The organism is Streptomyces sp. NPDC046985, assembly GCF_040644415.1.
Classification (GTDB): domain Bacteria; phylum Actinomycetota; class Actinomycetes; order Streptomycetales; family Streptomycetaceae; genus Streptomyces.
Window position 1 is genome coordinate 106,835 of sequence record NZ_JBEYWK010000015.1, and the last position, 25,825, is coordinate 132,659.

A 25,825-nucleotide genomic window follows, 5' to 3' on the forward strand; every position below is an offset into this window, starting at 1 on the left:
TCGCGCCGGGTCACGCGCCCAGGGCGTCGAGGAAGGAGGCCAGATTGCCGGTCGCCCGGACGATCTGCTCCTCCACGCTCAGGCTCTCCTCCATGCGGGAACCGGAGTCGGGGACCTTCCTGCCGCGCAGGTACAGGGAGCAGGCCAGGTCTGTGCACATGTACACGCCGACCGAGTTGCCCTCGCGGCCCGCCGCGCCCGCCTTGCGCGCGGTCATCAGGGAGACCCCGCCGCCGCGGTGGACGGTCAGGCACAGCGAGCACATGCTGCGGTGCTGGAGACCGCGCCGTGAGGACGGGAAGCGCAGGGCGACGCCCACGAGGCGGCCGGCCCGCTCGGCGACCAGGTAACTGCGGTCGGGCGCGCCCGGATCCCGCCACCCCAGGAAGTCCAGGTCGTCCCAGGGCCGCTCACCGAGGTCGCGCGGCACGGCCAGGCGCTTGGCCTCGCCCTTCGAGCAGTTGACGAAGGAGGCGCGGACGTCCTGCTCGGTCAGCGGTCTCATGGTCGGCTCCTGGGGGATGAGGGCGGCACGGGGGCCGAGTGACTGCCTAAAGCTATTAGTCTCAAGCCTAAGATAGGCAGCTTGGGTGACGGGATCCACTCGATTTCCCGTGGGCGGACATGCGCTGCCCGGCGCGCGGAGCCTGGGTCGCCGTCAACCGCACGTCTTAAATTAATTCGTGTACTAAGTGGAGGCAGGGTGTCGCGTCCGACCGACGGGCGACGGTATGTTGCAGGTCGGGCTGGGGTTCGGACAAGGGAGCCACATGGCGGGGCGGAACGGGCGCACGGTACGTGATCTCAGGCGGGCCAACCGCACGGCCGTCCTTCAGCGGCTGTACTTCGACGGCCCCCTCAGCCGCTTCGAACTGGGCCCGGCGACCGGGCTCAGCTCCGGTTCGATCAGCAACGTCGTCGCGGAGCTGCTCGCGGACGGCCTGGTCGAGGAGGCGGGCAGCGTCGACTCCGACGGCGGCCGCCCGCGCACCCTGCTGCGCGTGGCCCCGGACAGCGGCTACATGATCGGCGTGGACGTCGGCGAGACCCGGGTGCGCGTGGAGCTGTTCGACCTCACCCTCACCGAACTGGCGCGCACCGAGCGCCCCTTGGCGGCCCAGCGCTATGACGTCGAGGTGATCACCGGTCACATCCGGGACGGCGTCGCCGAGGTGCTGGCCGCCGCCGCGCTCGCTCCCGAGCGGCTGCTCGGCGTCGGCATCGGCGTCCCCGGCATCGTCGAGCACACCCCCGACCGGGGCGCCGTCGTGCACGGCCAGACGATCGGCTGGGACGCGGTGCCGTTGGAGTCCCTGCTCCGCGGCGGCTCGGCGCTGCCGCAGAGCGTGCCGTACTTCATCGACAACGGCGCCAAGACGCTGGGCCAGGCCGAGATGTGGTTCGGCGCGGGGCGGGGCGCGGGCAACGCGGTGGTGGTCCTCTTCGGCTCGGGCGTCGGCGCGTGTCTGGTCACGCCCGAGGTGGAGCGCGGCCGGGCGGTCGAGTGGGGGCACCTGACCGTGCGGGTGCGGGGGCGCCGCTGCCGCTGCGGGGCCCTCGGCTGCCTGGAGGCGTACGCCGGGGCGGAGTCGCTGCTGGCCCGCTGGCGCGAGGAGGGCGGCCGGCCGCCGGGCGGGGCCGACGAGGAGACCGCGCTGACCGCCATGCTGGCCGCCGCCTACCCGCCCGAGGGCGCTGCCGCCGACCCCGTCGCGCTGGCCGTCCTCGAGGAGACGGCGGAGTACCTCGGCGCGGGGCTCTCGGACCTGATCAACCTCTTCCAGCCCGAGCGGATCCTGATCGGCGGCTGGGCCGGGCTCCAGCTCGGCGCCCGTTTCCTCCCGGCGGTCCGCCGCCACGCCACGGCGTACGCGCTGCGGCACCCGGCCGAGAAGGTGACCGTCGAACTGGGCCGTCTGGGACCGGACGCGGTCACCGTCGGCGCCGCCATCCTGCCGCTCGCCGACTTCTTCACCCGCGGCGGCCGCCGGGCCGAGCCGGAGCTGACGGCCCAGATCCCAGCCTGGCGCACCGCTTTGGAGGAACGCCGGTCCTGAGCGCCGGGGGATTGGGCGGCGGCCTGAGCTCCAGGGGAGTGGGCGGCGGGGGAGCGAGCGCTGCGGCGGCGCGTAACCGACCGCCGCGCTTCCGCCCCGATCGCCCGGCGAGGGGAGCGCCTGGCGTGTCGCCCTACGGGCCGCCGCTGACGGCGGCCTCCGGCCGATGGCGAGTTTCTCCGGCCAGATCTCCGGCAGACGCACGACGCCTAGATCGTCTCCGTACACTGACGGCCATGGCATGCCGCATCAGTGAGCTGGTCATCGACGCCGCCGACCCCGAGCGGCTGGCCGCGTTCTGGAGCGAGGTCTTGGGCTACGTCGAACTCGGCCGGTCGAGCGACGGAAGCATCGAGATCGGGCCGCCCGGCGTGGGCTTCGGCGGTCCGCAGCCCGTCCTCGTCCTGAGCCCCAGCAGCGACCCACGGGCCGGAAAGCTCCGACTGCACATCGACGTCAACCCCACCGACCGCGACCAGGACGCCGAGTTGAAGCGGCTGCTCGCCCTCGGCGCGGAGCCCGTCGACGTGGGTCAGACTGGCGCCGAAAGCTGGCACGTCCTGGCCGACCCCAACACTCCTGACTACCAGTTCTGAGGATACGCGCACGTCAGCGCCAACGACAGAGCCCCGCACGGCACTTGGCCGCACGGGGCGTTTTGCTGTCTGAGCGCTGGAATAGGCGTCTTGCTCGGACGGAATCCAGCGCTTCATGTCGTCGCTGACGCGGTAGAGCGTTCCGGATACGCCGCTGATCACCGACTTACGGACCAACAGCACCGCACGCTCTCTTCCTCCCGCAGAAACGAGCAGCGACGCAGCGATACAGGCAGGCAGGCACCGCATACGGGGGGCGTGTCTGTGGTGATCCGGTCGAGCGGTTTCGGCCCCTGCTCCCCTGGTCGCTCCCACTCCACGAACAGCGTGCCCGTGCTCTTCTCCGCCGGTTGAGCGCAGACCTGGCACAGCAGCCCTTCCATGCATTCGCGCTGCCGCAGCGGGTCCATGCAGTCGAACATGACGCGCCCGCGTTCGCTCTCGGGCGGCCTGGTCATGCGGGCCCACAGGTTCCCGTGTGCGTCCCGATCGTCCGGGCGAGGGTGCACGTACGCAATGCGGGGCACGCCGTTGCGCGGTACCTCGATGCACAACTCAGATTCGCGGGGGCCAAGCTCGTTGCTGTATGCGGCGACGTAGGGCACGAGTGCGGGCACGGCTGGGCCTTCTGCGTGAGATCGGATAGGGACGCCCCGCCCGTGTGCCACGGGGCAGCACGCGAACGGGGCGGCCAGCACGCGAACGGGGCGGCGGAACCTTGCACGGTGCGCACCGTGGTTCGGTCCCTCATCCGTTGCTGAACACGCCCAGCGGCCCCGCAACGGGTCTGGCGACCCGCTCGGGCGGCTCATCCCCCGTGAGGGGGTGGTGCGGTCCGAAACGGGCGTCTGTGGTGCTGGTGAGAGCTAGGCTCCGGTCATGCTCGAGCCCTTCGTGAACGGCGACGTACACCACCGCGCGTGCGGTATCTGTCCGTCGCGGTTTCATGCGGTCGGCGAGTTCGACGTGTTCGAGCGTCCGACCCCGGAATGCCCGTTCAACAAGGCGGACGGACACCGGTACTTGAGCGACGGGACACCGGTGTGTGTCCACCCCGAAAAGGTCGGGCTGCCCGCGAAGCGCTACAAGAGCGGGGGCGAGCCGCTGACGGTCGAGTTGCAGCTACCGCCCGACCCTTCCGCGGTGGTGCCGTACCTGCATGACGTGCTGTACGGCGCGGCCCCGGTTCTCCTGGATGACCTGATCTCTCAGGCACAGCAGCAGATCCGGCAGCACTTCCCGGAACTGGACCCGCTCACGGTGATGCGGCAGGCACTCAGCTAGCCGCTACGCGGGGACGGGCTCGAACGTGATGCTGTGCGCGAGACCCATCCGGCGGAAGCCCGCCGCCTCGTACCTCCGGCGCAGGATGCCGAGCCGGCGAGCCACCTCCGCGTGCGTGAGCCAGTACCGGGCCGGCGGCTCGCCCCAGGCGGCGCGGTACGCCTGGTGCGTGAAGTCATCTCGCGTCCAGTCGGTGTGCTCTTGGTCGGTCTGGTGGATGATCTGTGCGCCGACCCGCGCCGTGATCCGGGCGAGGATCTGCGGCTGAGCGATCATCGCGTGCGTCATCTCGTCCACGGGCACGGCGACGGGGATTTCCGCCGCGCGCTCGTCGCCGGTCGCCTCGAACACAGCGGCCTTGAGGCAGAGCGCGCGCAGTCCCTCGATGAACAGCGGAGCCGCGTCGTCGGTCTGGTCGTACTCGCTGATGACCGGACCGCCCGTAAAGCACGTCCAGTCCTCGTCGTAGCGCAGGCTCGCGGCCCTGAACGCGGCGAACTCCGGATCGGCCTCGATGGCCGTCAGGATCTCCCGTGCGCGCTCTGCGGTGCGCTCGGCATGGGGAAGGGTGTTCACGACTGTTCTCCTTCGGTCATGGTGCGCGGTTGAGGTTCGCGGTGCTCGGCTCCGCCTTGTCGGTCATGCGGTGCCGAGCGGCCCGCCCTTGTCACAGAAAGGGGACGAGCCACCCCGACGAGCGCCGGGGCTTCCTGTGGCTCGTGTGACCAGGGCGGGGGCATGTGGACTGTCCGTCATCGGCGGGCAGTGTCGGGCCGGACTCGGACGGAGGCACGACCACGGGCCACACGGTCAAGGTGAAGCGGCACCTCTTGTCAGGGATGACCTTGGAGAACGGGGCACCTTCCTTGAGCTGGTCCCGCGCGGCCTGGTGCTCCTCGGGGTCGAGACTCCAGAACCGAAACTCCGTGGGGCTGTCGGGCTTGGGCACGGTGTCCACGCGCATACAGGGCTTGACCCACGCCGAGCGTTCCGGGTCCGGGTCGAGCCGGTCCGCGATGCGCGCGGCCTCGCCCTGTAACCACCGCAGCGCGAGTTTCGGCGAGACCGTCTGGAAGGTACCGAGGACGTACGGGACTGTCTCGCGCGTCCCGTACACCTGACCTTCCGCGAGCACTTCGCACCAGTAGGCCCGAGCCGGTATTCCCGCGCTGGACCGCTCGGGGTTCTCCGTGGCCGTTCGTGCGTGCTTCTCCATGTCCGGGCCCTCCCTGCGGTGTCATCCCTTGCGGTGTCCGTGCTCGCACTAGGCAACCGCCCGACCACGCACAGCGGTACCTTTGGGAAGAGGGCAGGATTTAAGAGCGTTAAGCAGTCAGAGCACGGGAGTTGGGGACCAGTGACGACACGACAGCCGAACGCCGGACTTGAGCGGCTGTACCGCGAAAGCGGATGGACCCTGCGGCAGTTCGCTCAAGAGGTCAACCGCATCGGGACCGAGCGCGGGACCCCCCTTAAGTACCAACAGCCCTCAGTGCACCAGTGGTTGAGTGGCCACCTGCCGAAAGAAGCTGTGCGCCCGCTGATTTTGGAAGCACTCGCCCGGAGACTGCTCCGTCCCATTACGCACGCCGATGCAGGATTCCCGGCACCCCCGGAAGAGTCCAACAGTCACCCGACTACCGTTGAAGGGCTGGTAGACCTCGGAAGGCAAGACATGGACCCCTCACGCCGAAGCGTCCTGAGTGCGGGACTGTTCTCCGTGGCACTTACCGTTCCTGGGTGGCCGGATGTCGTGGGGCGCATGGAAGCGGTTCAGTCGGGAAAGACCCAACGCATAGGGATGGCCGACGTAAACATGGTCATCGCCATGACAGAGCGCGTGTCTGACTTGGACGACCAATTCGGAGGTCGGCACGCTCGCCCGATGGCGGCAGCATTCCTCGTGAATACGGTAGCCCCCTACCTTCGAGCCGACGCGACAGAGGAAGTCCGCAAGGCGATGATGTCAGCGGCTTCCGATCTCTGCTATCTCACCGGATATATGGCTGTGGACGAGGGGGTTCACGGCCTGGCGCAACAGTATTACCTGAAAGCGTTAGAGCTAGCAGGCGCCTCGGAAGACCACCTCACGTATTGCACAACCCTACGGGGAATGAGCGTTCAGGCAGTTGATCTACGCCACGGGAAGACTGCGATGCGTCTTGCTGACGCAGCCGCGTCAGCATCTCCGCAAGCTGGTCCTCGAATGCGCGCCTTTCTGGCGGGGCAGCAAGCGCACGCCTCCGCACAGCTCGGCGAGCGCACAAAGGCGCTTATGTATCTGCGAGAGGCCGAAGTGGCAATGGAAAAGGCCGAATCCCAAACCAAGACGTTCGGCTCATACAACCCGTCTTCTCTGGCATATCACGCCGGGCAGGTTCGGTACGAACTGGGTGACATTCAGGGATCAGTCAAAGATCTAGAGGAATCCGACAAACTGCGGCATAGCTCGTTCAAGAGGAACCGGATTCGTTACCTGTCCATGCTTGCCGAACGTCAGCTAGAAATCGGCCACCTCGAAAGCGCGTGTGCCACATGGGTCAAGGTGGTGGAAATTTACCCCGACGTTCAATCGGGACAGTGCGATAAGGCCATGTCGACGATGCAGGCTCGGATTCGGCCCTACCTCAAGAATCAGGCTGCCCGGAGTCTCTACGAGCGCGCACGCCTCGTCACCCCGCCATCGGTTGCGGTCTGAGCGTAAAAACAAGAAATCCCCCGCACCCATCCTTCACCGCAGCCGGATCGAGGACGAGCGTCCCCCCACCCCGCCGTGCTCCTCGGGCATAGGAGCGGGCATGTAGCCGTACGGCGGACGCGAACCGCGCCACCGCAGCACCATCTTGCGGATGGCAGCCATAGCCCCGGTAACACGGTCGGAAATGGACTGCGCCTCTACCTGAGCGGCAAAGGCGAGCATGGTCAGTTGGAGTTCCGCCATCGGGTCCATGGGATTACGGAAGTCGAACACCATGCGCCCGCCCCCGCCGATGCCCTCGGCGAACACCAACACCTTTCGGTGCGTGCGGGCCCACTTCGCAAGCTCGTGCATGTCGGCCATAGACCTGATCGCACGGTCGAACCGTCACCACACCAATGCGTCAAACTCGTCCGGGCGGGCGAGCCAACCGCCGAGGGCGGGACGGTCGACCGGGCTGATCTTGGAAGCGGATACATCAAGGTCCACCGCTTCGCGGAGCGTGCCACCCTCGCCGAAGCTGATGTTGTCCGCGGCTGCCGCCTGGTCGTCGGCCTCGCGCTGCCGGTCGGGGCTGGTGGTCTCGTCGGTGAACACCGACAGACGGACACACTGCACGCCCCGAAGGGTCTCGGTGTAGACCGTCCCCGCGAAAGGGTTCGGGGGTTCCTGCGCTGCTTTCACGGTCTCTGTGGAGCGCGGAGGGTTCCCGCGTTCTTCTTTCTTCACCCCACGTGTAGGGACCGAGGGTGTTGCGCCTGCTTCCTTCTCGATGGAAGTGATAGGGACCAACGGATTCCCGCCACCAGGCTTGACCAGGTCCGATGCCACCATGCCGACACTCCAGAACCTCTAGTTCTGAGTGTTGGGAAACCCGGAAGGCAACGAATTCTGCCTCCTGCGTCCTCGACTTCCGCCCCTCTGACCGGGGCGCGTCCCAATCGGCGTCCCCCGTGCGGTCGGCCCCTGCGGGCCCCTGCGGTCGGAGGGGCCCGGGGTGTTTCGCGGGTCATGGGCACGGTACTCGCGCCTGACGCAGCAGGCGGCATTGTGGGGCACGTCGGGTGAATCCGGCGGGACCCGCGCAGGCCGATCGGAGCGTGCCGGAACAGACCGGTGGGGTCCGTGCAGACCGGAGAGGAGCATGCCGTGACCGATCATCGCCGCGAGGCTTCCGGGGGAAACGGCCGGCCCGTTCCCCGGGACATGCCCGACCAGCAGGCCGGAACGAGCGAGGACCCCTGGGAGGCCGCCCAGACCGAGGCGCGCGGTACGGCGCCGTCGGCGTCCGGCGCCGACGAGGACGTCCCCGACACCGACGAGGCGGGCACCGGGCGCCGGGGCGCTCCGCAGACCGGCGCCGTGCATCCGGAGCAACCCGTGCCGGACGAGCCGGCTGACTGATCCCCGAGCCGCTGACTGATCCCCGAGCCCGCTGACTGATCTCCGAGTCGGCTGACTGATTCTTCAGCCCGCTGACTGATGCCGCACGGCCGCTCCGCCCGGCGTACGTGAGTCCCGTGGGCACGACGACCCACGGGACTCACGTGCGCCCGGCGCTCAGCCGACCTTGTGCCCCTGCATCGGGGCCGTCTCCGCGCCCGCGCCGCGCTGGAAACCGAGCAGGAACTCCTCGATGGCCTCGGTCGCCGTACGCAGCGGGCGCCAGCCGAGTTCGGTGTGGGCTCGTGTGCAGTCCATCAGCGGGAGGCGCAGGACCGCGTCGAACAGGTGCGGCGAGGCGGGCAGCAGACGCAGGTTCCAGGCGGCGGCGATCGCCGAGCGGACGGCGGTGCGCGGCAGCCGCACGGGCCGGGCGCCGAGGAGTTCGCCCAGCACCTCGGCGTCCAGCGGCGGCTCGGCGGCCAGGTTGAACGCGCCCCGCACCTCGCGCCGCAGCGCCAGCAGGTAGGCCCGCGCCCCGTCGTCGCTGTGCAGGGTCTGCACCCGCAGCCCGGGGACGTCCGGCAGGAACGGCAGCAGCTCCGGGCGCGCCAGCGGGCCGGGCAGGAACCGGCCGCCGAAGATGCGCCGCTGCTCACTCGCCGACTCCGCCTTGAAGAGGAAGCCGGGGCGCATCCGCACCACTCGGATGTCCGGGTGGTCCCGTTCGAAGGTGTCCAGGGCGCGCTCCAGATACGCCTTCTCCCGGGTGTACGCGGCGTCCGGCCAGCCGTGCGTCGGCCACGACTCGTCCACGGCGCGGTCCTTGGGCCCCGGCGAGTACGCGCCCACCGACGAGGCGTGCACTAGCACCGGCACCCCGGCGGCCGCGACCGCTTCGAAGACCCGGATGCTGCCGAGCACGTTGGTGCGCCAGGTCGTCGCCGGATCGTGGGTCGGCTGGAACGCCCAGGCCAGGTGGATCACGGCGTCCGCGTCCGCGAACTGCTCGGCGAGCCCGGCCTGCTCGGACGCCACGTCGACCGCCGCCCACTCCGTCTTCGGCGGCGACCACTGCGGGATCCGGCGGGCCAGGCCGCGTACCGAGGCGACGTCCGGATCCTCCGACAGGAGGCGGACGACGCTCGTGCCGACGTTGCCGGTGGCGCCTGTGACGACGACCCTGCTGCCCGACATGCTGCTCACCCTGCGCTCCTTCGGTGGGGACGACCAGTGCGGGCAGCCGGGTACCCGGTCCCGCCCGATCGACCCCGGGGGCCTTGCGGGGTCAGCCCCGGGAGGCGAAGGCGTCGACGCCCGTCAGTTCCGCGGAGAGGTCCCACAGGCGGGCCGCCTGGTCGGGGTCGACGGCCCAGGGCCGCACGCCGGCGGCCGTGGCGTTCCCCTCGTCCCCGGGATGCGTCTCGGCGATGTCGCAGTCCTCCAGGTACACCCCGCCCAGACCGTCGAGCTGGGGCGAGGTCGCGGCCCACACCTGAGTGGCGGCGCCCTGCTCCGGCGTCTTGAACGCCTGCGGGTCGCGCAGCTCGCCGTCCTCGTCGATCCAGCCGAGCCGCACCATCTCCTCCTTCGGCAGGTGCCGCTGGAGCGGGGTGAGGATGCCGCCGGGGTGCAGGGCGAACGCCCGGACGCCCGAGTCCCGGGCCAGCTCGTCCAGACGGACGGCGAACAGGACGTTCGCGGTCTTCGCCTGCCCGTAGGCCCCCCACTTGTCGTATCCCCGCTCCCACTGGACGTCGTCCCAGCGGATGCCGGAGCGGCGGTGGCCGGCGGAGGAGACCGAGACGACCCGGGCGCCGCCCGGCTCGATCGCCGGCCACAGGCGGTTGACCAGGGCGAAGTGCCCGAGGTGGTTGGTGGCGAACTGGGCTTCCCAGCCGGGTCCGACCCGGGTCTCCGGGCAGGCCATGATCCCAGCGCTGTCGATCATGACGTCGACGGTGCGCCCGGAGGCCAGGAACCGGTCGGCGAAGGCGCGGACGCTGTCGAGGTCGCCGAGATCCAGCTCGTCCACCTCGACCCCGTCGACGCCCGCCAGCGCCTCCCGCGCGGACGCCGGTCGCCGGGCGGGGACGACCACGTGGGCGCCCGCCTTGGCCAGGGCCCGGGTGGTCTCCAGGCCGATGCCCGAGTAGCCGCCGGTGACGATCGCGAGCTTCCCGGCGAGGTCGACGCCCCGCAGGACGTCGTCGGCGGTGCTCGACGCGCCGAATCCGGAACCGATCTTCTGCTGTGGCGTAAGGCTCATGCACAGCACGCTACGAATTGGAGTGCTCTCGAAGTCAAGCGCGGACCGGCGGCGGGCCGCGTCTGGCTCGGGACAGGAGGGAGCCCCGGCCGCGACGGGGGAATCACGACCGGGGCGTTCGGGTGTGGGCGCGCAGGGCGGTCGCCTCTCGGCGAGTCGCTCCGCAGGGCTTCAGCCGGACGATCGTCCCTGCGGGCGGTAGGCGAGGCCCGGGGACACCGTCCCCTCCGCACCCACGACCGGTTCAACGAGTGGCCCGCGCCCGGTGTTCCGGCGTCCCCCAGGTCAGACGGTGACCCCGGTCACAGCGGAGGTCAGGCGAGGGGACTGTCCTTCAGGGAGGCCAGCAGGTGCGCGGGGTCGTCGTAGAACGTGTCCGCGCCGGCCTTCTCCAGATCCTCGCGCGGGATGCCCCCGCAGAGCAGTCCCACGCAGCGCACGCCGGCGCGGCAGCCGGCCTGCATGTCCCACACCGTGTCGCCCACGAACACCGCCCGCTCGGCGGGCACGCCGGCCAGTTCGAGCGCCTGCTCGACCGGCTCGGGCGCGGGTTTGCCCTCGGACACGTCGTCGGCGCTCGCCGTGGCGGCAATCGCGTCGTCCGCGTCGATCGCACGGCGCAGCGCGCCCAGTTCCGCGCCGCCCGCCGAGGTGGCGAGCACCACCGACCAGCCGTCCCGGTGCAGCCGCTTCAGCAGCCGTCCGGCGTCCGCGAAGGCGGGCAGCCGGTCGAAGTACTGGCCGTACAGCGTGGAGTGGGCCGCGCTGAGCGCCGAGTCGGCGTCCTCGTCGCGGTCGTCGCCGAGCAGGTGCGCGATGAGATCCGTGGAGCCGAGCCCCACCGACCGGGCGACCGCGCGCATGGTGACGGAGTGTCCCGCCTGCCGGAATGCCTCCCACCAGGTGACGACGTGCAGGTAATTGGTGTCGACGAGGGTTCCGTCGACGTCGAAGACGGCGGCGCGGTCCATCCGCTCTGGCCCCTTTCGCTCGCTGGCCGGCCGCCCGGGTACCACGTCAGCCCTCGGCTACTCCTGTGGGCGTCCGGCGCTCGCGGGTCCAGTCCAGCAGCCCCTGCCGGGACCATGTGTTCACCACCCGCTCGGGCGGCACGCCGCACTCCTCGGCCCGTGCGCAGCCGCCGATCTGCCAGTCGAGCTGTCCGGGCGCGTGGGCGTCGGTGTCGACGGCGAACAGCACGCCCGCCTCGACCGCGCGGCGCAGCAGCCGCCGGGGCGGGTCCAGCCGCTCCGGACGGCTGTTGATCTCCACGGCGGTGCCGGTCTCGGCGCACGCGGCGAACACCTCGTCCGCGTCGAACGCCGACTCCGGCCGCCCCCGCCCGTCCAGCAGCCGCCCGGTGCAGTGGCCGAGGACGTCGGAGTGCGGGTCGCGGACCGCGGCGACCATGCGGCGCGTCATCGCGCGGGCGTCCATGCGCAGCTTGGAGTGCACCGAGACGACCACCAGGTCCAGCCGTTCCAGCAGTTCCGGCTCCTGGTCGAGCGAGCCGTCGTCGAGGATGTCGCACTCGATGCCGGTCAGCAGCCGGAACGGGGCCCAGGTCTCGTTCAGTTCGGCCACCGCGTCCAGTTGCTCGCGCAGCCGGTCGGCGGACAGGCCGCGGGCCACCGTCAGCCGAGGCGAGTGGTCGGTGAGCACCGCCCACTCGTGCCCGAGCCGGGCCGCGGTCCGGCCCATCTCCGCGATCGGGCTGCCGCCGTCCGACCAGTCGGAGTGCAGGTGGCAGTCCCCGCGCAGCCGCGCCCGCAGCGCCTCGCCGCCCGGGGCGAGCGGCTGATCCGCCTCCTGTCTGAGCCTGCTCAGGTAACCGGGCTCGTCCCCGGCCAGCGCCTCCTGGACGACCTGCGCAGTCTTCGGCCCCACGCCCTTGAGCGACTCGAGGGTTCCGGCCCCGGCGCGTTCGGCCACCTCCCCGGCGGGCAGGTCCGACAGCACCCGGGACGCCGTGCGGAAGGCGCGGACGCGGTACGTCGGCGCCTGGGACCGCTCCAGCAGGAAGGCGATCCGGTCCAGTGCCTCCAAGGGGTCCATCGCCACCTCCACCCCCAGGGTTGCCCACCGTCGCCGCGACCGCACGGGGTCGACGTCCGTACCGGGCGCCGACCGCACCGCGCCGACAGCCGCGCCGGCCGCCGTCCGCGCAGGCGGCCGTGCCGGCCGCCGACCCCGCAGTCAGCGGCGCCAGCCGTCGACCCCGCAGTCAGCGGCGCCAGCCGTCGACCCCGCAGTCAGCGGCGCCGGCCGCCGGCCGCGCAGGCAGCCCCCGGTCGTCGGCCGCGCAGGCAGCCGTGTCGACCGCCGACCGCACAAGGCGCCGGTTTGCCCGGTACGCCGCCGGGTACTGCGGTGCCCCGACGCGCGGGCCGCCCAGGGTCCGCGCGTCGCCGCAGCGAGGAGGCCCCTCATGTCCGCCGTTCCCGAGCCCGCCGCCGTGAAGACGGCCGTGATCACCGGCGCCGACTCCGGCATCGGCCGCGCCGCCGCCGTGCGGCTGGCCGAGGCCGGAATGGACGTCGGCATCACCTGGCACACCGACGAGGCCGGGGCCGAGCGCACCGCGCGGGAGGTCCGGGAGCGAGGTCGCCTGGCCGCCGTCGCCCGGATGGACCTCACCCGGCTGCCCGAGGCCGCGGACACTGTCGACGCCCTCGCCGACGAGCTGGGCGACCGGGTAGACGTCCTGGTCAACAACGCCGGTACGGGCAGCGCCGTGCCGTTCCTCGACCTCGGGCTCGACGACGTGCGCCGGGTGCTGGACGTGAATCTGGTGGGGCCGTTCCTGTGCGCGCAGCGGGCGGCCCGGCGCATGATCGCGCGGGGCGAAGGCGGCCGGATCGTCAACGTCACCTCGGTGCACGAGCACCAGCCGCGGGTGGGCGCCGCCCCGTACTGCGCGGCCAAGGGCGGCCTCGGGCTGCTCACCCAGGCGATGGCCCTCGAACTCGCCGAGCACGGCATCACCGTGAACGCGGTGGCGCCCGGCGAGATCGCCACGCCCATGACCGGTCAGGAGGACACGGACGTGCGCACCGTGTCCCGCCCCGGTGTGCCCCTGGGCCGTCCCGGCGACGCCCGCGAGGCGGCGGCCGTCATCGCCTTCCTCGCCGGTCCCGACGCGTCCTACGTCACCGGCGCGTCCTGGAGCGTGGACGGCGGCATGATGCTTATGGGCCCGATGGCGGGCTCCCACCTGACCGGCGACGACTGGCGGCGACCGTGAGCCGTGAGCCGTGAGCCGCGAGCCGCGAGCCGTCGCCGCGCGAGCGGGCGCCGCGGTGACACGGCCCGGGGGCTGTGTCCGGCCTTCCCTCCGGGCGGCCGAGGTCCGGCACGCCTTCCCTCCGGGCGGCCGAGGTCCGGCGCGGCGCCCCGTGGCGTCGCCGGATCGGCCGAGTACGGCGGGTGCGCGGGCGATCCTCCGCCTGGCTACCCACCGCACCGGGCGCCGCCCGCTGATCCGGCGGGAATTGTCGGACTCTGCTTAGGCTGGGCGTATGACCGAAAGTGCGAGCCCCTACATCTCACAGCCGCGCATCACGGTGCTCGGAGTGCAGCCGGGGCACCCACCGTTCCGCATCGTGCAGGTCGACGGCGAGGTCGTCGGTGAGGCGAGTACCGTCACCGACGTCCTCCGGGCCGCCGCGGCGTTCGGCATCCGGGTCCACGACCTCGACGACCCGGACGTGGTCCGCTGGGTCGGCGGCGACAAGTTCACCTGGATCCCGCACCGGGTGTAGCCCCCGGCGCGGGGGAGGCGGCATTGCGCGGGCGGGTCAGCTCATCCCACTGTCCACTTCTGGTTGGCGCCGCCCGTGCAGGTCCAGATCTGTAGACGCGTTCCGTTGGCGGAGTCGTTCCCCGTCACGTCCAGGCACTTGTTCGCCTGGGGGTTGACGATGTCGTGGGCCGAGGAGATCGCCCACTTCTGGTTCGGGCCGCCCGTGCAGTCCCACAACTGGACGGTGGAGCCGTCCCCGGTGCGATTGTCCGTCACGTCCAGGCACTTGCCGAGCGCGCGCAGGGCGCCGTCGGCGCCGACCGTCCACTGCTGGGCGCCGGTGCCGTTGCAGTCGTAGAGCTGGACGGGGGTGCCGTTGGCGGGGTTCGCGCCCGCCACGTCCACGCACTTGCCGGCCAGCCCCCTGATCGCCCCGCCGCCGGGGGAGTCGCCGGTGGTGACCGAGACCGAGTCGACGACCAGTTGCTGCGGGAAGGCGGTGGAGCCGTCCGGGTCGCCGGGCCAGTAGCCGCCCACGGCGAGGTTGAGGATCAGGAAGAACGGCTTGTCGAACACCCACGTCTTGCCGCCGAGGTCGGCCGGGGTGCGCCGCTGGTATACGACGCCGTCCACCGACCAGGTGAGGGAGCCGGGCGCCCAGTCGACGGCGTAGGTGTGGAAGGCGTCGGCGAACGCCTGGCCGCCCGGCAGCGAGTACGGCGCGCCGATGCCGGCCGAGCCGGAGTAGCCCGGACCGTGGATCGTCCCGTGCACGGTGGAGGGTTCGAAGCCGACGTTCTCCATCACGTCGATCTCGCCTGAGTTCGGCCAGCCGACCTGCCCGATGTCGTCGCCGAGCATCCAGAACGCCGGCCACATGCCCTGCCCGCGCGGGATCTTCATGCGCGCCTCGACGTGCCCGTACTGCGCGGAGAACTTGCCCGAGGTGTTCAGCCGTGCCGAGGTGTACTGGCAGGAGCCGTACCAGCACTGGTAGTTGGCCGGATTCTCACGCCGGGCGGTGATCACCAGGTGGCCCTGGCCGTCCAGGGCGGCGTTTTTCGTGCCCGACGTGTAGTACTGCCGTTCGTGGTTGTTGACGTTGTCGCCGGTCTCCGTCTGCCACTTGGAGGAGTCGGCGCCCGCGCCCGCGGGTCCGTCGAAGGTGTCGGAGAACGTCGATATGGCGGCGGCCGGGGCGGCGGCCCTGGGCGCGGCCGCCTGGGCGGCGCCGACCGCGGCCGAGCCGACGAGCGCGGCGGACAGCGCGGCGAGGAGACATCTGCGGAGCAGGCGTGGGCGGGCCACGGCTCTCCCTTCCGTGGGCGGCCCGCTGGGCGGGCGCGCCGACAGTCGTGGGGGGAAAGAGTGTCGCCCTTGATCTAAGGAATGAAGTGAGGGGTCGTCAATACTTTGGTCTGGACCAGTCCTGACCATGTCTCACGGTCTTACGGTCTCACGCCCGCTCGCGGATCTTGCGCGCGTGCACGGCCCGGCCCAGCCGCCGCCCGAGGAGGAGATGCCCGAGCAGCGCGCCGGAGGTGTTGAGGATGACGTCGTCGATGTCGAACGCCCGCCCGGTGATCAGCGCCCCCTGTGCGAACTCCACCATCAGCATCACGATCGCGGTCAGCAGCAGCACGCGCAGCAGTCCGCGGGCCCGGGGGGCCACCACCGGGACCAGCACGCCGAACGGCACCCCGAGCAGCACGTTGCCGCCGATCTGCTTCACCGCGTCCCGCAGGCCCGGCGCCTCCATGTAGGCGCGCAGCGAGCGGCCCGGATGCAGATTGGTGTGCACCAGGGAGACCGACGCGGGGGACGGCTGGAGGGTGAGCTTGGCCAGGACCACGGCGAACGCGACCATGAAGGCGAACGCGACCGCCATCGCCAGCAGCCTCAGCGGCCAGGGAAGCGGCTTGCGGACGTCGGTCGCCGGACTGCTCCCGATGGTCGCCGGGCGGCGCGAGAAGAACCCGCGCCGGGCCTTCACGGGCTCCCGCTCCTCGGCCGCGCGCCCGGTGTCGGACCGCTTGGCGGACGTGGACCGTGCCCCGGTCCCGAACCAGCGGCCGGACCGGGACGCGCCGTCGGCCTCGGGCGCGAGCTTGGCGGTGTCCGCGCGTCCCGCCCGGGACGGCTCGTCGGACGCGGTCCGCGACCAGCGGCGGGATCGGGGCGTGCCCTTGGGCTCGGGCGGGGACGTGTCCGCGCGCCGCGCCTCGGACGGCTGGGCGGAGGCGGACGGGCCGCCGACCTGGAACCAGCGCCCGGACCGGGACGCGCCCTCGCCTCCGGTGGCAGGGGCGGCGGTGTCCGCGCCCTCGGATGCGGCGGTGCGCTCGGTCTTCGCCGTGCGGGGCCGGAAAGCGGTGAGCGGACGGAGCGCGACCCGCGCCATGAGGTCCTCCAGTTGTGATGTTCCGCGACTGGCCAGCCGCTTACCCCCGAACGGCGCGACAATGCGGCGGGCCGCCGCTTCACCGGACGGAATGAGACGCGGGGCCGCGCTCGGTGCGTGAACGAGTCGATTCCGGCCGCATCCCCTCCGACGCGGAAGCGGCTCTCTCCGGCGGCGTCCCGCCGGGCGCGGAAGCGGCTCTCGTCGGCGGCGTCCCGCCCGGCACGGAAGCGGTCCTCTCCGGCCGAGTCCCGCCCGGTACGAAAGCGGTCCTCTCCGGCTGAGTCCCCCCCGGCGCGGAAGCGGCTTTCTCCGGCCGCGTCCCGCGCGACATGGAAGCGGCCTTCTCCGGCCGCGGCTTGCCCGGCAGCGGGCTGCCCCGCCCGGTCGCGGGGGCTGCTCGACGGCCGCCGGGCTGACGCGCGCCCCGCCGCTCACACGGCGGCGGTCCGGGCACGCTGGCGACTGCGTGCCCGGACCGCCGGTGATCCCGTCCGCGCGGGGCCGCGCCATGCCGGGCGGGGCATCGCGGCGCCTCCCGGCATCGCGGTCCCTCCCAGCGTGACGCGGCCCTGCCCGGCGTCGCGGGGAGGTCCCGCGGCGGGGTCTCGCCCGCCGCCCCCCGCGCCGCCTGCGCGCGCTCCTCAGCTCCCGTAGGTGACGCGCACGTCCTTGAAGCCGAGCGACTTGAGCAGACCCTGGAGCATGTCGGTCGTGTTTTTCTCGGCCCGAGCGGTCAGACCGCTGCTCTTCGCCGCGTCGCCGATGTGCCGCACCGCGAGCTGCTGCACGGCGTGCTCGCTGTCAGGGTTGCTGGAGAACAGGTCCCCGAGCCGGTCGAGCAGCCCGCGCTGCTTGGCGACCGCGTAGGAGTGGTCGGCGTCCAGCGCAGGCTTGCCGAGCTGCGCGTGCGGCAGGCGGAGCGTGGCCGACGTGCGGTCGCTGTTCACCGTCACGTCGTGGTCGCCGACCTTGCCGAGGTCGACGTAGGCGTCGACCGTGCCGGCCCCGACGTACAGGGTGCGGGTGCCGCGGATCGCGTCCGGCAGGTACTTGGCGTCCCGCTCCAGGTCCACCACGACCTGGAAGTTGCCGGAGGCCGCCTCATAACGGCTCATGTCCTGGATCGACTTGAGCAGGGTGGGGCCCGAGCGGTCGTGCGACTCGGTGCCGAACAGGTCCTTGATGCCCGGCAGCACGGCCAGTCCGATGCCGGCGAACAGCAGGGCGAGCACCAGCACGAGCGCGGCCACCGCCTTCGCCCAGCCGGGCACGCGACGGGGCGGGCGTCTTTCGTTGGACGTCGTCATGCGACAGCCCTCCTTCCTCCCCCTGATCCTGCCCTCGGAAGCCCGCTCCAGACAGCGTGTTCGCGCTGTCGGGCGGTCTGTTAGCGGTTCGTTGGGCTCTGGTTCTGATTCCGTGACGGAGCGGGCGGCGAACCGCGGGTGCGGGCGCGAGTAGGGGTGGGGGTGCGGGTGCGAGTAGGGGTGAGGGGCACTGGTGCGCCCGGCCCGCGCCTCGACCGGCCCGCGGACGACGCGTCAGTAGCATGAGCCAGGCAGCCGTCGGCGATCACATGAGGAGCGGACCGTGCGAGACATCGCGGTGTTCAGCGGCAGCGCCCATCCCGAGCTGGCGAGCGAGGTCTGCGCGCACCTGGGCGTGCCGCTCAGCCCGACCCGGGTCAGCCGGTTCGCCAACGACTGCCTGGAGGTGCAGCTCCAGGCCAACTGCCGCGAGCGGGACGTGTTCCTGGTCCAGCCTCTGGTCAGACCGGTGCAGGAGCACCTGGTGGAGCTGCTGCTGATGTGCGACGCCGCCCGCGGCGCCTCGGCCGGGCGGATCACCGTCGTCATGCCGCACTACTCCTACGCCCGCTCCGACAAGAAGGACGCCCCGCGCATCTCGCTCGGCGGCCGGCTGGTGGCCGACCTGCTCGTCGCGGCGGGCGCGGGCCGGGTGCTGGCCATGACCCTGCACGCGCCGCAGGTGCACGGCTTCTTCTCGGTGCCCGTCGACCATCTGCACGCGCTGCGCGAACTGGCGGCGCACTTCCGGCAGTACGACCTGTCCCGGACCACCGTCGTCTCGCCGGACCTCGGCAACGCCAAGGAGGCCGCCGCCTTCGCCCGGATGATCGGCGCCCGGGTGGCCGCCGGGGCCAAGCAGCGCTACGCCGACGACCGGGTGACCATCACCTCGGTCATCGGCGACGTGGCCGGGCGGGACGTGATCGTGCTGGACGACGAGATCGCGAAGGGCAGCACGGTGCTGGAACTCCTGGACCGGCTGCGCGAGTCGGGGCCGCGCTCGATCCGAGTGGCCTGCACCCACGGCCTGTTCGCGGGGGGCGCGCTCAAGCGGCTCACCGAGCAGCCCGACGTGCTGGAGATCGTGTGCACCAACACCGTGCCGGCGCCGGTGGAGGACCCCGAGGGGCACCGGGAGTTCAAGGACAAGCTGCGGATCCTGTCCATCGCCCCGGCGCTCGCCGAGGCCGTGCGCCGCATCCACAACGGGCAGTCGGTGAGCGCGCTGTTCGACGCCCCCGGCCGCGACTGAGGGCGGAGGATCAGCCCGGACCGGGCGCGGCGGAACCCGAGGCGGCCGGACCGGACGCGGCCTCGGCGTGCGACAGGGCGGCGTCCAGCGTCGGGCGCGGGGGGAGCAGCCGGGCGAGACCGGTGACTCTGAGGACGCGCAGGGTCAGCGGGTGGGCGCACACCAGGCGCAGTTCGCCGCCCCGGTCGAGGACCCGGGCGCGGGCCCGGTAGAGCAGGCGCAGTCCGGAGCAGTCGAAGAAGTCGACTCCGCTGAGGTCGATGACCAGCCGGGCGCCGGACAGGTCGGTCGCCCGGTCCAGGTACGGGGCGATGTCCGCCGAGGCGACGATGTCGATCTCGCCGCGGAACGCCAGCACCGTGTGCCCGCCCTGCCGGTGGACGCGCAGATGCCGGGTGGGGGACGCGCCTTCGTTCGCCGCCACGACGTCGCCTCCCACAGGCCGCTGCTGCGGCGGGGTCGTGGCTCAGGGCCCAACACCCGCTCCTGCTCTGCAAGTTACCCCGTCGGGAGGGATTCCAGCATGTTCGTTTGACATATGTATGCACAGGGCGGCCCCCTCTCGGTCCCGCGGCGGACCGCGTGCCTCCGGCAGATAGCGCGCTCCCGGCAGATAGCGCGCTCCCGGCGGATCGCACGCCTCCGGCGGATCGCACGCCTCCGGCGGATCGCACGCCTCCGGCGACGGCGCGGCCTCGTGCGAGGCGCTGCCGCGCCGGGCGGCCGGCCCGCCGGGCAGGGCACAGCACCCGGCGGGCCGGGCGGCTCAGTCCCGGCCGTCCTTGTCCTTCGCGGGCCAGACGCCCGTGGAGCGCTCGATGGCCGTCGCGCCCGCCCGGTCCACGGCGCTGCGCACCACGGCGAAGATGGCGCCCTGGACCGCCGCGGCCAGCAGGATCTCGCCCCAGCCGCGGTCCGCGTCGAGCGCGTCGGGGGCGTCGTCCTCGTGCCGGATGGCCTTCCACGTGGCCTGGAACGCCTTCCCGGCCAGCGCTCCGCCGACCCAGCCCAGCAGGAAGCCCACGGGCTGGTAGACGACCGGGAGTTTGTGCTTCTTCTTGGCCACTGTCTCTCCTTCTCGGGAGTGTCGGGGTTATCGGGGGCCCTCGGGATGCCCAGAACACTCAAGGTTCTCGGCGCCCTCGGGACGCTCTGGTTGTCGGGCCCGGTGTGCTCAGGGCGTGCCCCGCGCCGGGATCCGCTCCCTGTCGGGGACGGGGCCCGGCGGCGTGCCCTCGCCGAAGGGACGGCCGCCCAGCTCCTCGCGGTGATGCGGCGTCAGCCAGCCCGACAGGTCGGGGCCGAGGGGCACGATACGGGTCGGATTGATGCCCGTGTGCACCCGGTAGTAGTGCCGCTTGATGTGGTCGAAGTCGACCGTGTCGCCGAAGCCGGGCGTCTGGTAGAGATCGCGGGCGTAGGCCCACAGCACCGGATTCTCCGCCAGCTTCCCCAGGTTGCATTTGAAGTGTCCGTGATACACGGCGTCGAAACGTACGAGAGTGGTGAACAGCCGTATGTCCGCCTCGGTGAGGGTGTCGCCGACGAGGTAGCGCTGCCCGGCCAGCCGGGCGGTGAGCAGATCCAGCCGCCGGAACAACTGAGTGCAGGCCGCCTCGTACTCCTCCTGGCCGGCGGCGAAACCCGCCCGGTACACGCCGTTGTTGACGTCCTGGTACACCTCGGCCATCATCGTGTCGATCTCGTCTCGCAGCGCCCGCGGGTAGAGGTCGGGCGCCCCGGGCCGGTGCAACTCGCTCCACTCGGTGGCGAGATCGAGGGTGATCTGCTGGTAGTCGTTGGTGACCAGCTCGCCGCTGGGCGCGTCGACGACGGCGGGCACGCTCACCCCGCCGGGGTAGCCGCTCTCCCGCCGGTCGTACGCCTCGCTCAGGAAGCGGATGCCCAGCACCGGGTCCCGGCCCCCGGGGTCGAGCGTGAAGCGCCAGCTCCGGTCGTCCTGGATCGGGTCCGCGACCGCCAGCGACAGCGCGTCCTCCAGGCCGAGCAGCCGCCTGGAGACCAGCGCCCGGCTCGCCCACGGGCAGGCCCTGCTGACCACCAGCCGGTAACGGCCGGCCGCCACCGGCCAGCCGTCGCGGCCGTCGGCGGTGATCCGGTCCGCGAAGTGGCTCTTGGAGCGCTTGAACGCCTTGTGGCCGTAGCCGCTGTTGCCGTCGCCGCCCTCGCTCATGCCTGCTCCCTCCTCTGCCGCTCGGCTCTGCGTCGGGCGCGTGCGTGCGAACGCCCTGGTGGACGCGTTCCCCGAAATCAGCCGAGGGCACGGTGTGATCCGCAACGACCGGGGCAGTCGGCGGGGGTGAGCCGGACACCCGAGGAGAAACCCATCGAACCCCCCGAGAACCGGAGCGATGAGCCAGACGCCGAGGCGTCCAGCGGAGCGGCCTCCGACCACCACACCCGTGTCACCGTCCTCGTGGCGCTCGCGGCCAACCTGGTCATCGCCGTCGCCAAAGCCGTGGGCGGCCTGATCGCCCATTCGCCGGCGCTGTTGTCGGAGGCCGCCCACTCCGTCGCCGACAGCTTCAACGAGGTCTTCCTGCTGGCCGCGCTGCGCCGCAGCCGCCGTCCCGCCGACCGGCGCCACCCCTTCGGCTACGGCAAGGAGCGGTTCTTCTGGTCGCTCCTCGCGGCCGTCGGAATCTTCGTCATGGGCGGCTGCTTCTCCGTCTTCCAAGGTGTGCAGGCGCTGCGCGACGGGGCGGACGAGGACTTCCGCGGCTACATCGTGGGTTTCGTCGTGCTCGGCGTCTCGCTCGTCGCCGAGGGCGTCTCCCTGATGCGCGCGGTGCTCCAGGTGCGCCGGCAGGGCGGCAAGAGCGGACTGCGGGACCCGGCGCTGCGCACGGTGGTCGCCGAGGACGGCACCGCGGTGCTCGGCGTCACGCTGGCCATCATCGGCATGGCGCTGCACATGGCCACCGGTCAGGTCGTCTGGGAGGCGTCGGCCTCGCTCGCGATCGGCGCCCTCCTCGTGTACGTCGCCTACCGGCTCGGGCGCGACGCCCGCGACCAGCTCATCGGCGAGGCGGCGGACTCGGAGGTGAGCGGACGGATCGGCTCCCTGCTGCGGGCGCAGCCGGAGATCGACAGCGTCGAGGAGCTGCTCACCATGAAGATGGGGCTCGACTCCGTGCTGGTGGCCGCCCGCGTCGACCTGGCCCCCGGCATGGACAGCGAGCAGGTCGAGGAGGTGGCGATGCGCATCAAGGACTCGATCACCCGGACCGTCCCCGAGGTGGGGCAGATCTTCCTGGACGTGACCGACGGGCCGGCCGGCGAGGCGCACGGAAGCCCCGCCGCGACGGGGGAGCGCGGCGGGGCCTGAGACGCGCTTGCCCGTGCGGCCGTGTTCCACGCATGCCGGGACGGCGCGGAATCCCCCGTGCCGGAACGGCACGAATCCCGCCCGATCCCGGCTGCACACCGGCTGACGGGGGCCGGCCCGCCCCTCAGCCGGGCGGCCTGACCCGGCGCCCCCGTGACGGCGCCCGCACCACGCCGGGCGGCTCACCGCCCCCGTGGCGGCACCCGCGCCATGTCGGGCGGCTCACCGCCCCCGTGGCGCCCCCGGCGCGAAGGCGGACGGCTCACCGCGCTTGCGGCGCCCCCGTACCGGGCGCCGGGCGGCTCACCGCCCCCGTGGCGCCTCCAGTACGAAGACGGGGATCTGCCGCGACGTCTTCTCCTGGTACTCCGCGTACGGCGGAAACGCGGCGACCGCCCGGTCCCACCACTCGGCCTTCTCCGCGCCGGTGACCTCGCGAGCCGTCATCTCCTGCTTGGCCGGTCCGTCCTGGAGTTCCACCAGGGGATCGGCCTTGAGGTTGAAGTACCAGAACGGGTGCTCGGGCGCCCCGCCCTGGGAGGCCACCACGGCGTAGCGCCCGTCGTGCTCCACGCGCATCAGCGGCGTCTTGCGGATCTTTCCGCTGCGCGCTCCCCGCGTGGTCAGCAGGATCACCGGCATGCCGGTGTCCATGAGCGTGGTGCCCTTCGTCCCGCCGGAGCTCTCGTACAGCTCCACCTGATCCCGCACCCACTGGGCCGGGCTGGGCTCGTACTCGCCCTCCAGAGGCATGGCGTACGTCCTCTCCTCGCGTCTTGTGACGTGTGGTTCACCGACATTCAACACCTGCGCCCGCTCGATTCGTCCCTGCCGCGCGTCGGCGTCCCCGCTCCCCGGCGTGCTACGGCGCTCCCCGGCCGGGCGACACGTCCGCCGGGCGCTCGGATCGCGCCAGGTGCGCGCGGCCCACCGCAGCGGGCCGAAGACCGGGCGCAGCGCGTCCGCCAGGACGGTCCCGCCGAGCGCGGCCGCCAGCGCGTACACGCCGTCCGCGGTGGCGACGGCGGCGCGGACACGACGAGGAGGGGCATGGACGGATCATGCGGTGCCCGGCTCGCAAGCGGCGACCTGTTTCCCCCGACGGACCGCTTTCTTGGAAGTAAGGTGGCGAAAGGGGTCAAATGGGAAGCAGAGGAGGTGCATCCCGGCCAGACTCCCCCGGTCGCCGATGTGGCCTAACTTGGCGTCGCACCATAGGTGCCTCAGGCATCTAATGAAGATCGCCACGACGCACCCATCCGTCTGCGAGGTCTCCATGCCGGACCTGATCACCGACCAGTCCCCGTCCGTAGCCTTCCCGCAAGACCGCACCTGCCCCTTCCAGCCGCCGGACGGCTACGCGCCGCTGCGCACCGAGCGCCCGCTGTCCCGCGTCACCCTTTACGACGGCCGCGCGGCCTGGCTCGTCACCGGGCACGCCCTCGCCCGCGACCTGCTGATCGACGCGCGCCTGTCCACCGACCGCACCCAAGACGGCTTCCCCATGACGACGCCGCGCTTCTCCACGGTCCGCAGACGCACCATTGCGCTGCTCGGCGTCGACGACCCGGTGCACCGCACGCAACGGCGCATGATGATCCCCAGCTTCAGCGTCAAGCGCGTCGCCGGACTCCGGCCGCAGATCCAGAAGACCGTCGACGACCTGCTGGACGCGATGGTCGCTCAGGGGCCGCCCGCCGAACTGGTCGGCGACTTCGCGCTGCCCGTGCCCTCCACGGTCATCTGCGCGCTGCTCGGCGTCCCCTACGCCGACCACGAGTTCTTCGAGGAGCAGTCGCGCAAGATGCTGCGCGGCCCGGACGTCGCCGCCACCGAGAAGGCGCGGGAACGCCTGGAGACCTACCTGGGCGACCTGATCGACGGCAAGCGCGAGGCGCCCGGCGAGGGCGTGATCGACGACCTGGTCCGGCAGCAGCTCAGCGAGGGCACGCCGGAGCGCGCGGAACTGGTGTCGCTGGCCCTGATCCTGCTCGTCGCCGGACACGAGACCACCGCCAACATGATCTCCCTGGGCACCTACACCCTGCTGCGGAACCCCGAGCGGCTGGCCGAGCTGCGCGCCGACCCGAGCCTGCTGGCCGCGGCCGTGGAGGAGCTGATGCGGCTGCTGTCCATCGCGGACGGGCTGCTGCGCGTGGCCACCGAGGACATCGAGGCGGCCGGCGCCACGATCCGGGCCGGCGACGGCGTGGTCTTCTCCACCTCCGTCATCAACCGCGACCAGGACGTCTACGCGGCCCCCGACGCCCTCGACTTCCAGCGCCCCTCCCGCCATCACGTCGCCTTCGGCTTCGGCATCCACCAGTGCCTGGGCCAGAACCTCGCCCGCGCCGAGCTGGAGATCGCCCTCGGCAGCCTCATCGCGCGGCTGCCCGGCCTCCGGCTGGCCGCTCCGCCGGACGAGATCCCCTTCAAACCCGGCGACACGATCCAGGGGATGCTGGAACTCCCCGTGACCTGGTAAGAGGCTGCCGCCATGCACATCGACATCGACAAGGATCTCTGCATCGGCGCCGGGCAGTGCGCGCTGACCGCTCCCAAGGTGTTCACCCAGGACGACGACGGCTTCAGTATGCTGCTGCCGGGCGCGGAGGGCGCCGACGACGACCCCATGGTCCGCGAGGCCGCGCGGGCCTGCCCCGTCGGCGCGATCACCGTCAAGGCGACGGCGGGCTGACGGCGCCGCCGGCCGCCTCGCCTCCGCCCGCTCGCCGTCGCACCGACCCGCGTCGCCGTCCCGCCGCGGCTCGCGGGACGGGAGCGCTCGGCCAAGCAGTCGTCGGCGGCGGGGGACAGGGAACGGGCCCAGGCCGCCGGACGACCGTCGTCCGGCGGCCTCGGCCCGTTCAGTAGGGTCGGCCGGATGACCCCACAGGCCGGGACGCCCCGCGCCCCACAGGACCGGACGCCCCGCTCCCCACACGCCGGGACGCCCGGCGAGAAGCCCTTCCTCTACGTCGTCGTCTGCGCCGCCGGAGTCGCCGCGGGCGTCGGACGGCTGATCGCCGCCGCGCAGGAGCGGGGCTGGGACGTCGGCGTCATCGCCACGCCGGTCGCCCTCGGCGGCTTCTTCGACGTCGCCGAGACAGAGCGGCGCACCGGCCGTGCGGTGCGCTCCGCCTGGCGCACGCCGGCCGACCCCCGCCCGTTCCCGCCGCCGGACGCCGTGGCCGTGGCGCCCGCCACCTTCAACACGGTCAACAAGTGGGCCGCCGGGCTCGCCGACACCCTGGCCGTGGCCACCCTGTGCGAGGCGTACGGCCTCGGCGTCCCGGTCGCCGTCCTGCCCTGCGTGGGCGACGCGCTGGCCGCCCACCCCGCCTACCAGGAGAGTCTGGCGCGCCTGAGCGCGATGGGCGTCCGTTTCGGCGCCCCGTACACCGGGGAACCCGAACCGGACGGCGGCCGACCCGACTTCGGCTGGGAGCGTGCCCTGGACCTGCTCTCTTGATCGGCGACG

At 72.1% G+C, this 25,825-nt stretch carries 26 protein-coding genes and 1 pseudogene; 12 read left to right on the top strand and 15 right to left on the bottom strand.

The genetic code is table 11. The features are described 5' to 3' along the window. Positions 1–10 precede the first annotated feature (10 nt). On the bottom strand, positions 11–505 hold the full coding sequence (locus ABZ861_RS20465; protein WP_361632004.1) for an FBP domain-containing protein: 495 nt from the start codon (positions 503–505) through the stop codon (positions 11–13). A 265-nt stretch (positions 506–770) separates the two neighbouring features. On the opposite strand from ABZ861_RS20465, the gene ABZ861_RS20470 reads away from it, so the two are divergent. The 3 genes from ABZ861_RS20470 to ABZ861_RS20480 all read left to right on the top strand — a co-directional run bounded on the left by ABZ861_RS20470 (position 771) and on the right by ABZ861_RS20480 (position 3,937). Then, complete coding sequence (locus tag ABZ861_RS20470; protein WP_361632006.1) at positions 771–2,057, top strand: ROK family transcriptional regulator; 1,287 nt, start codon at positions 771–773, stop codon at positions 2,055–2,057. A 236-nt stretch (positions 2,058–2,293) separates the two neighbouring features. Continuing rightward, on the top strand, positions 2,294–2,653 hold the full coding sequence (locus ABZ861_RS20475; RefSeq protein ID WP_361632008.1) for a VOC family protein: 360 nt from the start codon (positions 2,294–2,296) through the stop codon (positions 2,651–2,653). 879 nt (positions 2,654–3,532) lie between these two features. Continuing rightward, positions 3,533–3,937: a hypothetical protein gene (locus ABZ861_RS20480; RefSeq protein WP_361632010.1), complete on the top strand. Its 405-nt coding sequence runs from the start codon at positions 3,533–3,535 to the stop codon at positions 3,935–3,937. Between the two features lie 3 nt (positions 3,938–3,940). On the opposite strand, the gene ABZ861_RS20485 is transcribed toward ABZ861_RS20480, so the two are convergent. Continuing rightward, positions 3,941–4,513: a hypothetical protein gene (locus ABZ861_RS20485; RefSeq protein ID WP_361632012.1), complete on the bottom strand. Its 573-nt coding sequence runs from the start codon at positions 4,511–4,513 to the stop codon at positions 3,941–3,943. A gap of 91 nt (positions 4,514–4,604) precedes the next feature. After that, positions 4,605–5,153 (bottom strand): hypothetical protein, encoded by a 549-nt coding sequence (locus tag ABZ861_RS20490; protein ID WP_361632014.1) that lies wholly within the window; start codon positions 5,151–5,153, stop codon positions 4,605–4,607. Positions 5,154–5,294: 141 nt separating this feature from the next. Between ABZ861_RS20490 and ABZ861_RS20495 the strand changes: the two genes are divergently transcribed. Further along, positions 5,295–6,635, top strand: coding sequence for a tetratricopeptide repeat protein (locus tag ABZ861_RS20495; protein ID WP_361632016.1), 1,341 nt, complete (start codon positions 5,295–5,297; stop codon positions 6,633–6,635). Positions 6,636–6,666: 31 nt separating this feature from the next. Here the strand turns inward: ABZ861_RS20495 and ABZ861_RS20500 are convergent. Then, positions 6,667–7,253: pseudogene (locus ABZ861_RS20500) on the bottom strand (recombinase family protein); the annotation flags it as partial. A 531-nt stretch (positions 7,254–7,784) separates the two neighbouring features. Between ABZ861_RS20500 and ABZ861_RS20505 the strand changes: the two are divergent. Next, the gene (locus ABZ861_RS20505; protein WP_361632018.1) at positions 7,785–8,039 is read left to right on the top strand and encodes a hypothetical protein; all 255 of its coding nucleotides are present in this window, start codon (positions 7,785–7,787) and stop codon (positions 8,037–8,039) included. A 156-nt stretch (positions 8,040–8,195) separates the two neighbouring features. Here ABZ861_RS20505 and ABZ861_RS20510 read toward each other — a convergent pair whose 3' ends face one another. From ABZ861_RS20510 to ABZ861_RS20525, 4 genes are all read right to left on the bottom strand, one after another. Beyond that, positions 8,196–9,224, bottom strand: coding sequence for an SDR family oxidoreductase (locus tag ABZ861_RS20510; RefSeq protein WP_361632020.1), 1,029 nt, complete (start codon positions 9,222–9,224; stop codon positions 8,196–8,198). An 82-nt stretch (positions 9,225–9,306) separates the two neighbouring features. Further along, the gene (locus ABZ861_RS20515) at positions 9,307–10,287 is read right to left on the bottom strand and encodes an SDR family NAD(P)-dependent oxidoreductase (protein WP_361632022.1); all 981 of its coding nucleotides are present in this window, start codon (positions 10,285–10,287) and stop codon (positions 9,307–9,309) included. A 314-nt stretch (positions 10,288–10,601) separates the two neighbouring features. Beyond that, complete coding sequence (locus ABZ861_RS20520) at positions 10,602–11,258, bottom strand: HAD family hydrolase (protein ID WP_361632024.1); 657 nt, start codon at positions 11,256–11,258, stop codon at positions 10,602–10,604. Between the two features lie 46 nt (positions 11,259–11,304). Beyond that, positions 11,305–12,342 (bottom strand): PHP domain-containing protein, encoded by a 1,038-nt coding sequence (locus ABZ861_RS20525; protein ID WP_361632026.1) that lies wholly within the window; start codon positions 12,340–12,342, stop codon positions 11,305–11,307. Between the two features lie 373 nt (positions 12,343–12,715). Here ABZ861_RS20525 and ABZ861_RS20530 point away from each other — a divergent pair, with 373 nt between their 5' ends. Together ABZ861_RS20530 and ABZ861_RS20535 are read left to right on the top strand one after the other, a co-directional pair. After that, entirely contained in the window at positions 12,716–13,531 is an 816-nt protein-coding gene (locus tag ABZ861_RS20530; protein ID WP_361632028.1) for an SDR family oxidoreductase, read from the top strand. 274 nt (positions 13,532–13,805) lie between these two features. Beyond that, a complete protein-coding gene (locus tag ABZ861_RS20535) occupies positions 13,806–14,048 on the top strand; it encodes a hypothetical protein (RefSeq protein ID WP_361632030.1) in 243 nt (80 codons plus the stop codon). Positions 14,049–14,089: 41 nt separating this feature from the next. Here the strand turns inward: ABZ861_RS20535 and ABZ861_RS20540 are convergent, their stop codons facing one another. The 3 genes from ABZ861_RS20540 to ABZ861_RS20550 all read right to left on the bottom strand — a co-directional run bounded on the left by ABZ861_RS20540 (position 14,090) and on the right by ABZ861_RS20550 (position 17,740). Beyond that, complete coding sequence (locus tag ABZ861_RS20540) at positions 14,090–15,337, bottom strand: lectin (RefSeq protein ID WP_361632032.1); 1,248 nt, start codon at positions 15,335–15,337, stop codon at positions 14,090–14,092. Positions 15,338–15,485: 148 nt separating this feature from the next. Continuing rightward, positions 15,486–15,980, bottom strand: a complete 495-nt coding sequence (locus ABZ861_RS20545; protein ID WP_361632195.1) for a VanZ family protein — start codon at positions 15,978–15,980, stop codon at positions 15,486–15,488. Between the two features lie 1,094 nt (positions 15,981–17,074). Then, positions 17,075–17,740: a DUF4230 domain-containing protein gene (locus tag ABZ861_RS20550; RefSeq protein ID WP_361632034.1), complete on the bottom strand. Its 666-nt coding sequence runs from the start codon at positions 17,738–17,740 to the stop codon at positions 17,075–17,077. Positions 17,741–18,023: 283 nt separating this feature from the next. Here ABZ861_RS20550 and ABZ861_RS20555 point away from each other — a divergent pair, with 283 nt between their 5' ends. After that, positions 18,024–18,995, top strand: coding sequence for a ribose-phosphate pyrophosphokinase (locus ABZ861_RS20555; RefSeq protein ID WP_361632036.1), 972 nt, complete (start codon positions 18,024–18,026; stop codon positions 18,993–18,995). Between the two features lie 10 nt (positions 18,996–19,005). Here the strand turns inward: ABZ861_RS20555 and ABZ861_RS20560 are convergent, their stop codons facing one another. The 3 genes from ABZ861_RS20560 to ABZ861_RS20570 form a co-directional block, all read right to left on the bottom strand. Next, positions 19,006–19,419 (bottom strand): anti-sigma factor antagonist, encoded by a 414-nt coding sequence (locus ABZ861_RS20560; RefSeq protein WP_361632038.1) that lies wholly within the window; start codon positions 19,417–19,419, stop codon positions 19,006–19,008. A 342-nt stretch (positions 19,420–19,761) separates the two neighbouring features. Further along, a complete protein-coding gene (locus ABZ861_RS20565; RefSeq protein ID WP_361632040.1) occupies positions 19,762–20,061 on the bottom strand; it encodes a DUF4235 domain-containing protein in 300 nt (99 codons plus the stop codon). A 108-nt stretch (positions 20,062–20,169) separates the two neighbouring features. Beyond that, positions 20,170–21,189, bottom strand: coding sequence for a glutathione S-transferase C-terminal domain-containing protein (locus ABZ861_RS20570; protein WP_361632042.1), 1,020 nt, complete (start codon positions 21,187–21,189; stop codon positions 20,170–20,172). A 243-nt stretch (positions 21,190–21,432) separates the two neighbouring features. On the opposite strand from ABZ861_RS20570, the gene ABZ861_RS20575 reads away from it, so the two are divergent. Next, a complete protein-coding gene (locus tag ABZ861_RS20575; protein WP_361632197.1) occupies positions 21,433–22,344 on the top strand; it encodes a cation diffusion facilitator family transporter in 912 nt (303 codons plus the stop codon). A gap of 303 nt (positions 22,345–22,647) precedes the next feature. On the opposite strand, the gene ABZ861_RS20580 is transcribed toward ABZ861_RS20575, so the two are convergent. Then, positions 22,648–23,097 carry a nitroreductase family deazaflavin-dependent oxidoreductase gene (locus ABZ861_RS20580; RefSeq protein ID WP_361632199.1) on the bottom strand — a complete coding sequence of 150 codons (450 nt, stop codon included), beginning with the start codon at positions 23,095–23,097 and terminating at the stop codon, positions 22,648–22,650. Positions 23,098–23,620: 523 nt separating this feature from the next. Between ABZ861_RS20580 and ABZ861_RS20585 the strand changes: the two genes are divergently transcribed. The 3 genes from ABZ861_RS20585 to ABZ861_RS20595 all read left to right on the top strand — a co-directional run bounded on the left by ABZ861_RS20585 (position 23,621) and on the right by ABZ861_RS20595 (position 25,816). After that, positions 23,621–24,829 (top strand): cytochrome P450, encoded by a 1,209-nt coding sequence (locus tag ABZ861_RS20585; RefSeq protein WP_361632201.1) that lies wholly within the window; start codon positions 23,621–23,623, stop codon positions 24,827–24,829. Positions 24,830–24,841: 12 nt separating this feature from the next. Then, on the top strand, positions 24,842–25,042 hold the full coding sequence (locus tag ABZ861_RS20590) for a ferredoxin (protein ID WP_361632044.1): 201 nt from the start codon (positions 24,842–24,844) through the stop codon (positions 25,040–25,042). Between the two features lie 186 nt (positions 25,043–25,228). Beyond that, positions 25,229–25,816 (top strand): flavoprotein, encoded by a 588-nt coding sequence (locus ABZ861_RS20595; RefSeq protein WP_361632046.1) that lies wholly within the window; start codon positions 25,229–25,231, stop codon positions 25,814–25,816. Positions 25,817–25,825 lie beyond the last annotated feature (9 nt).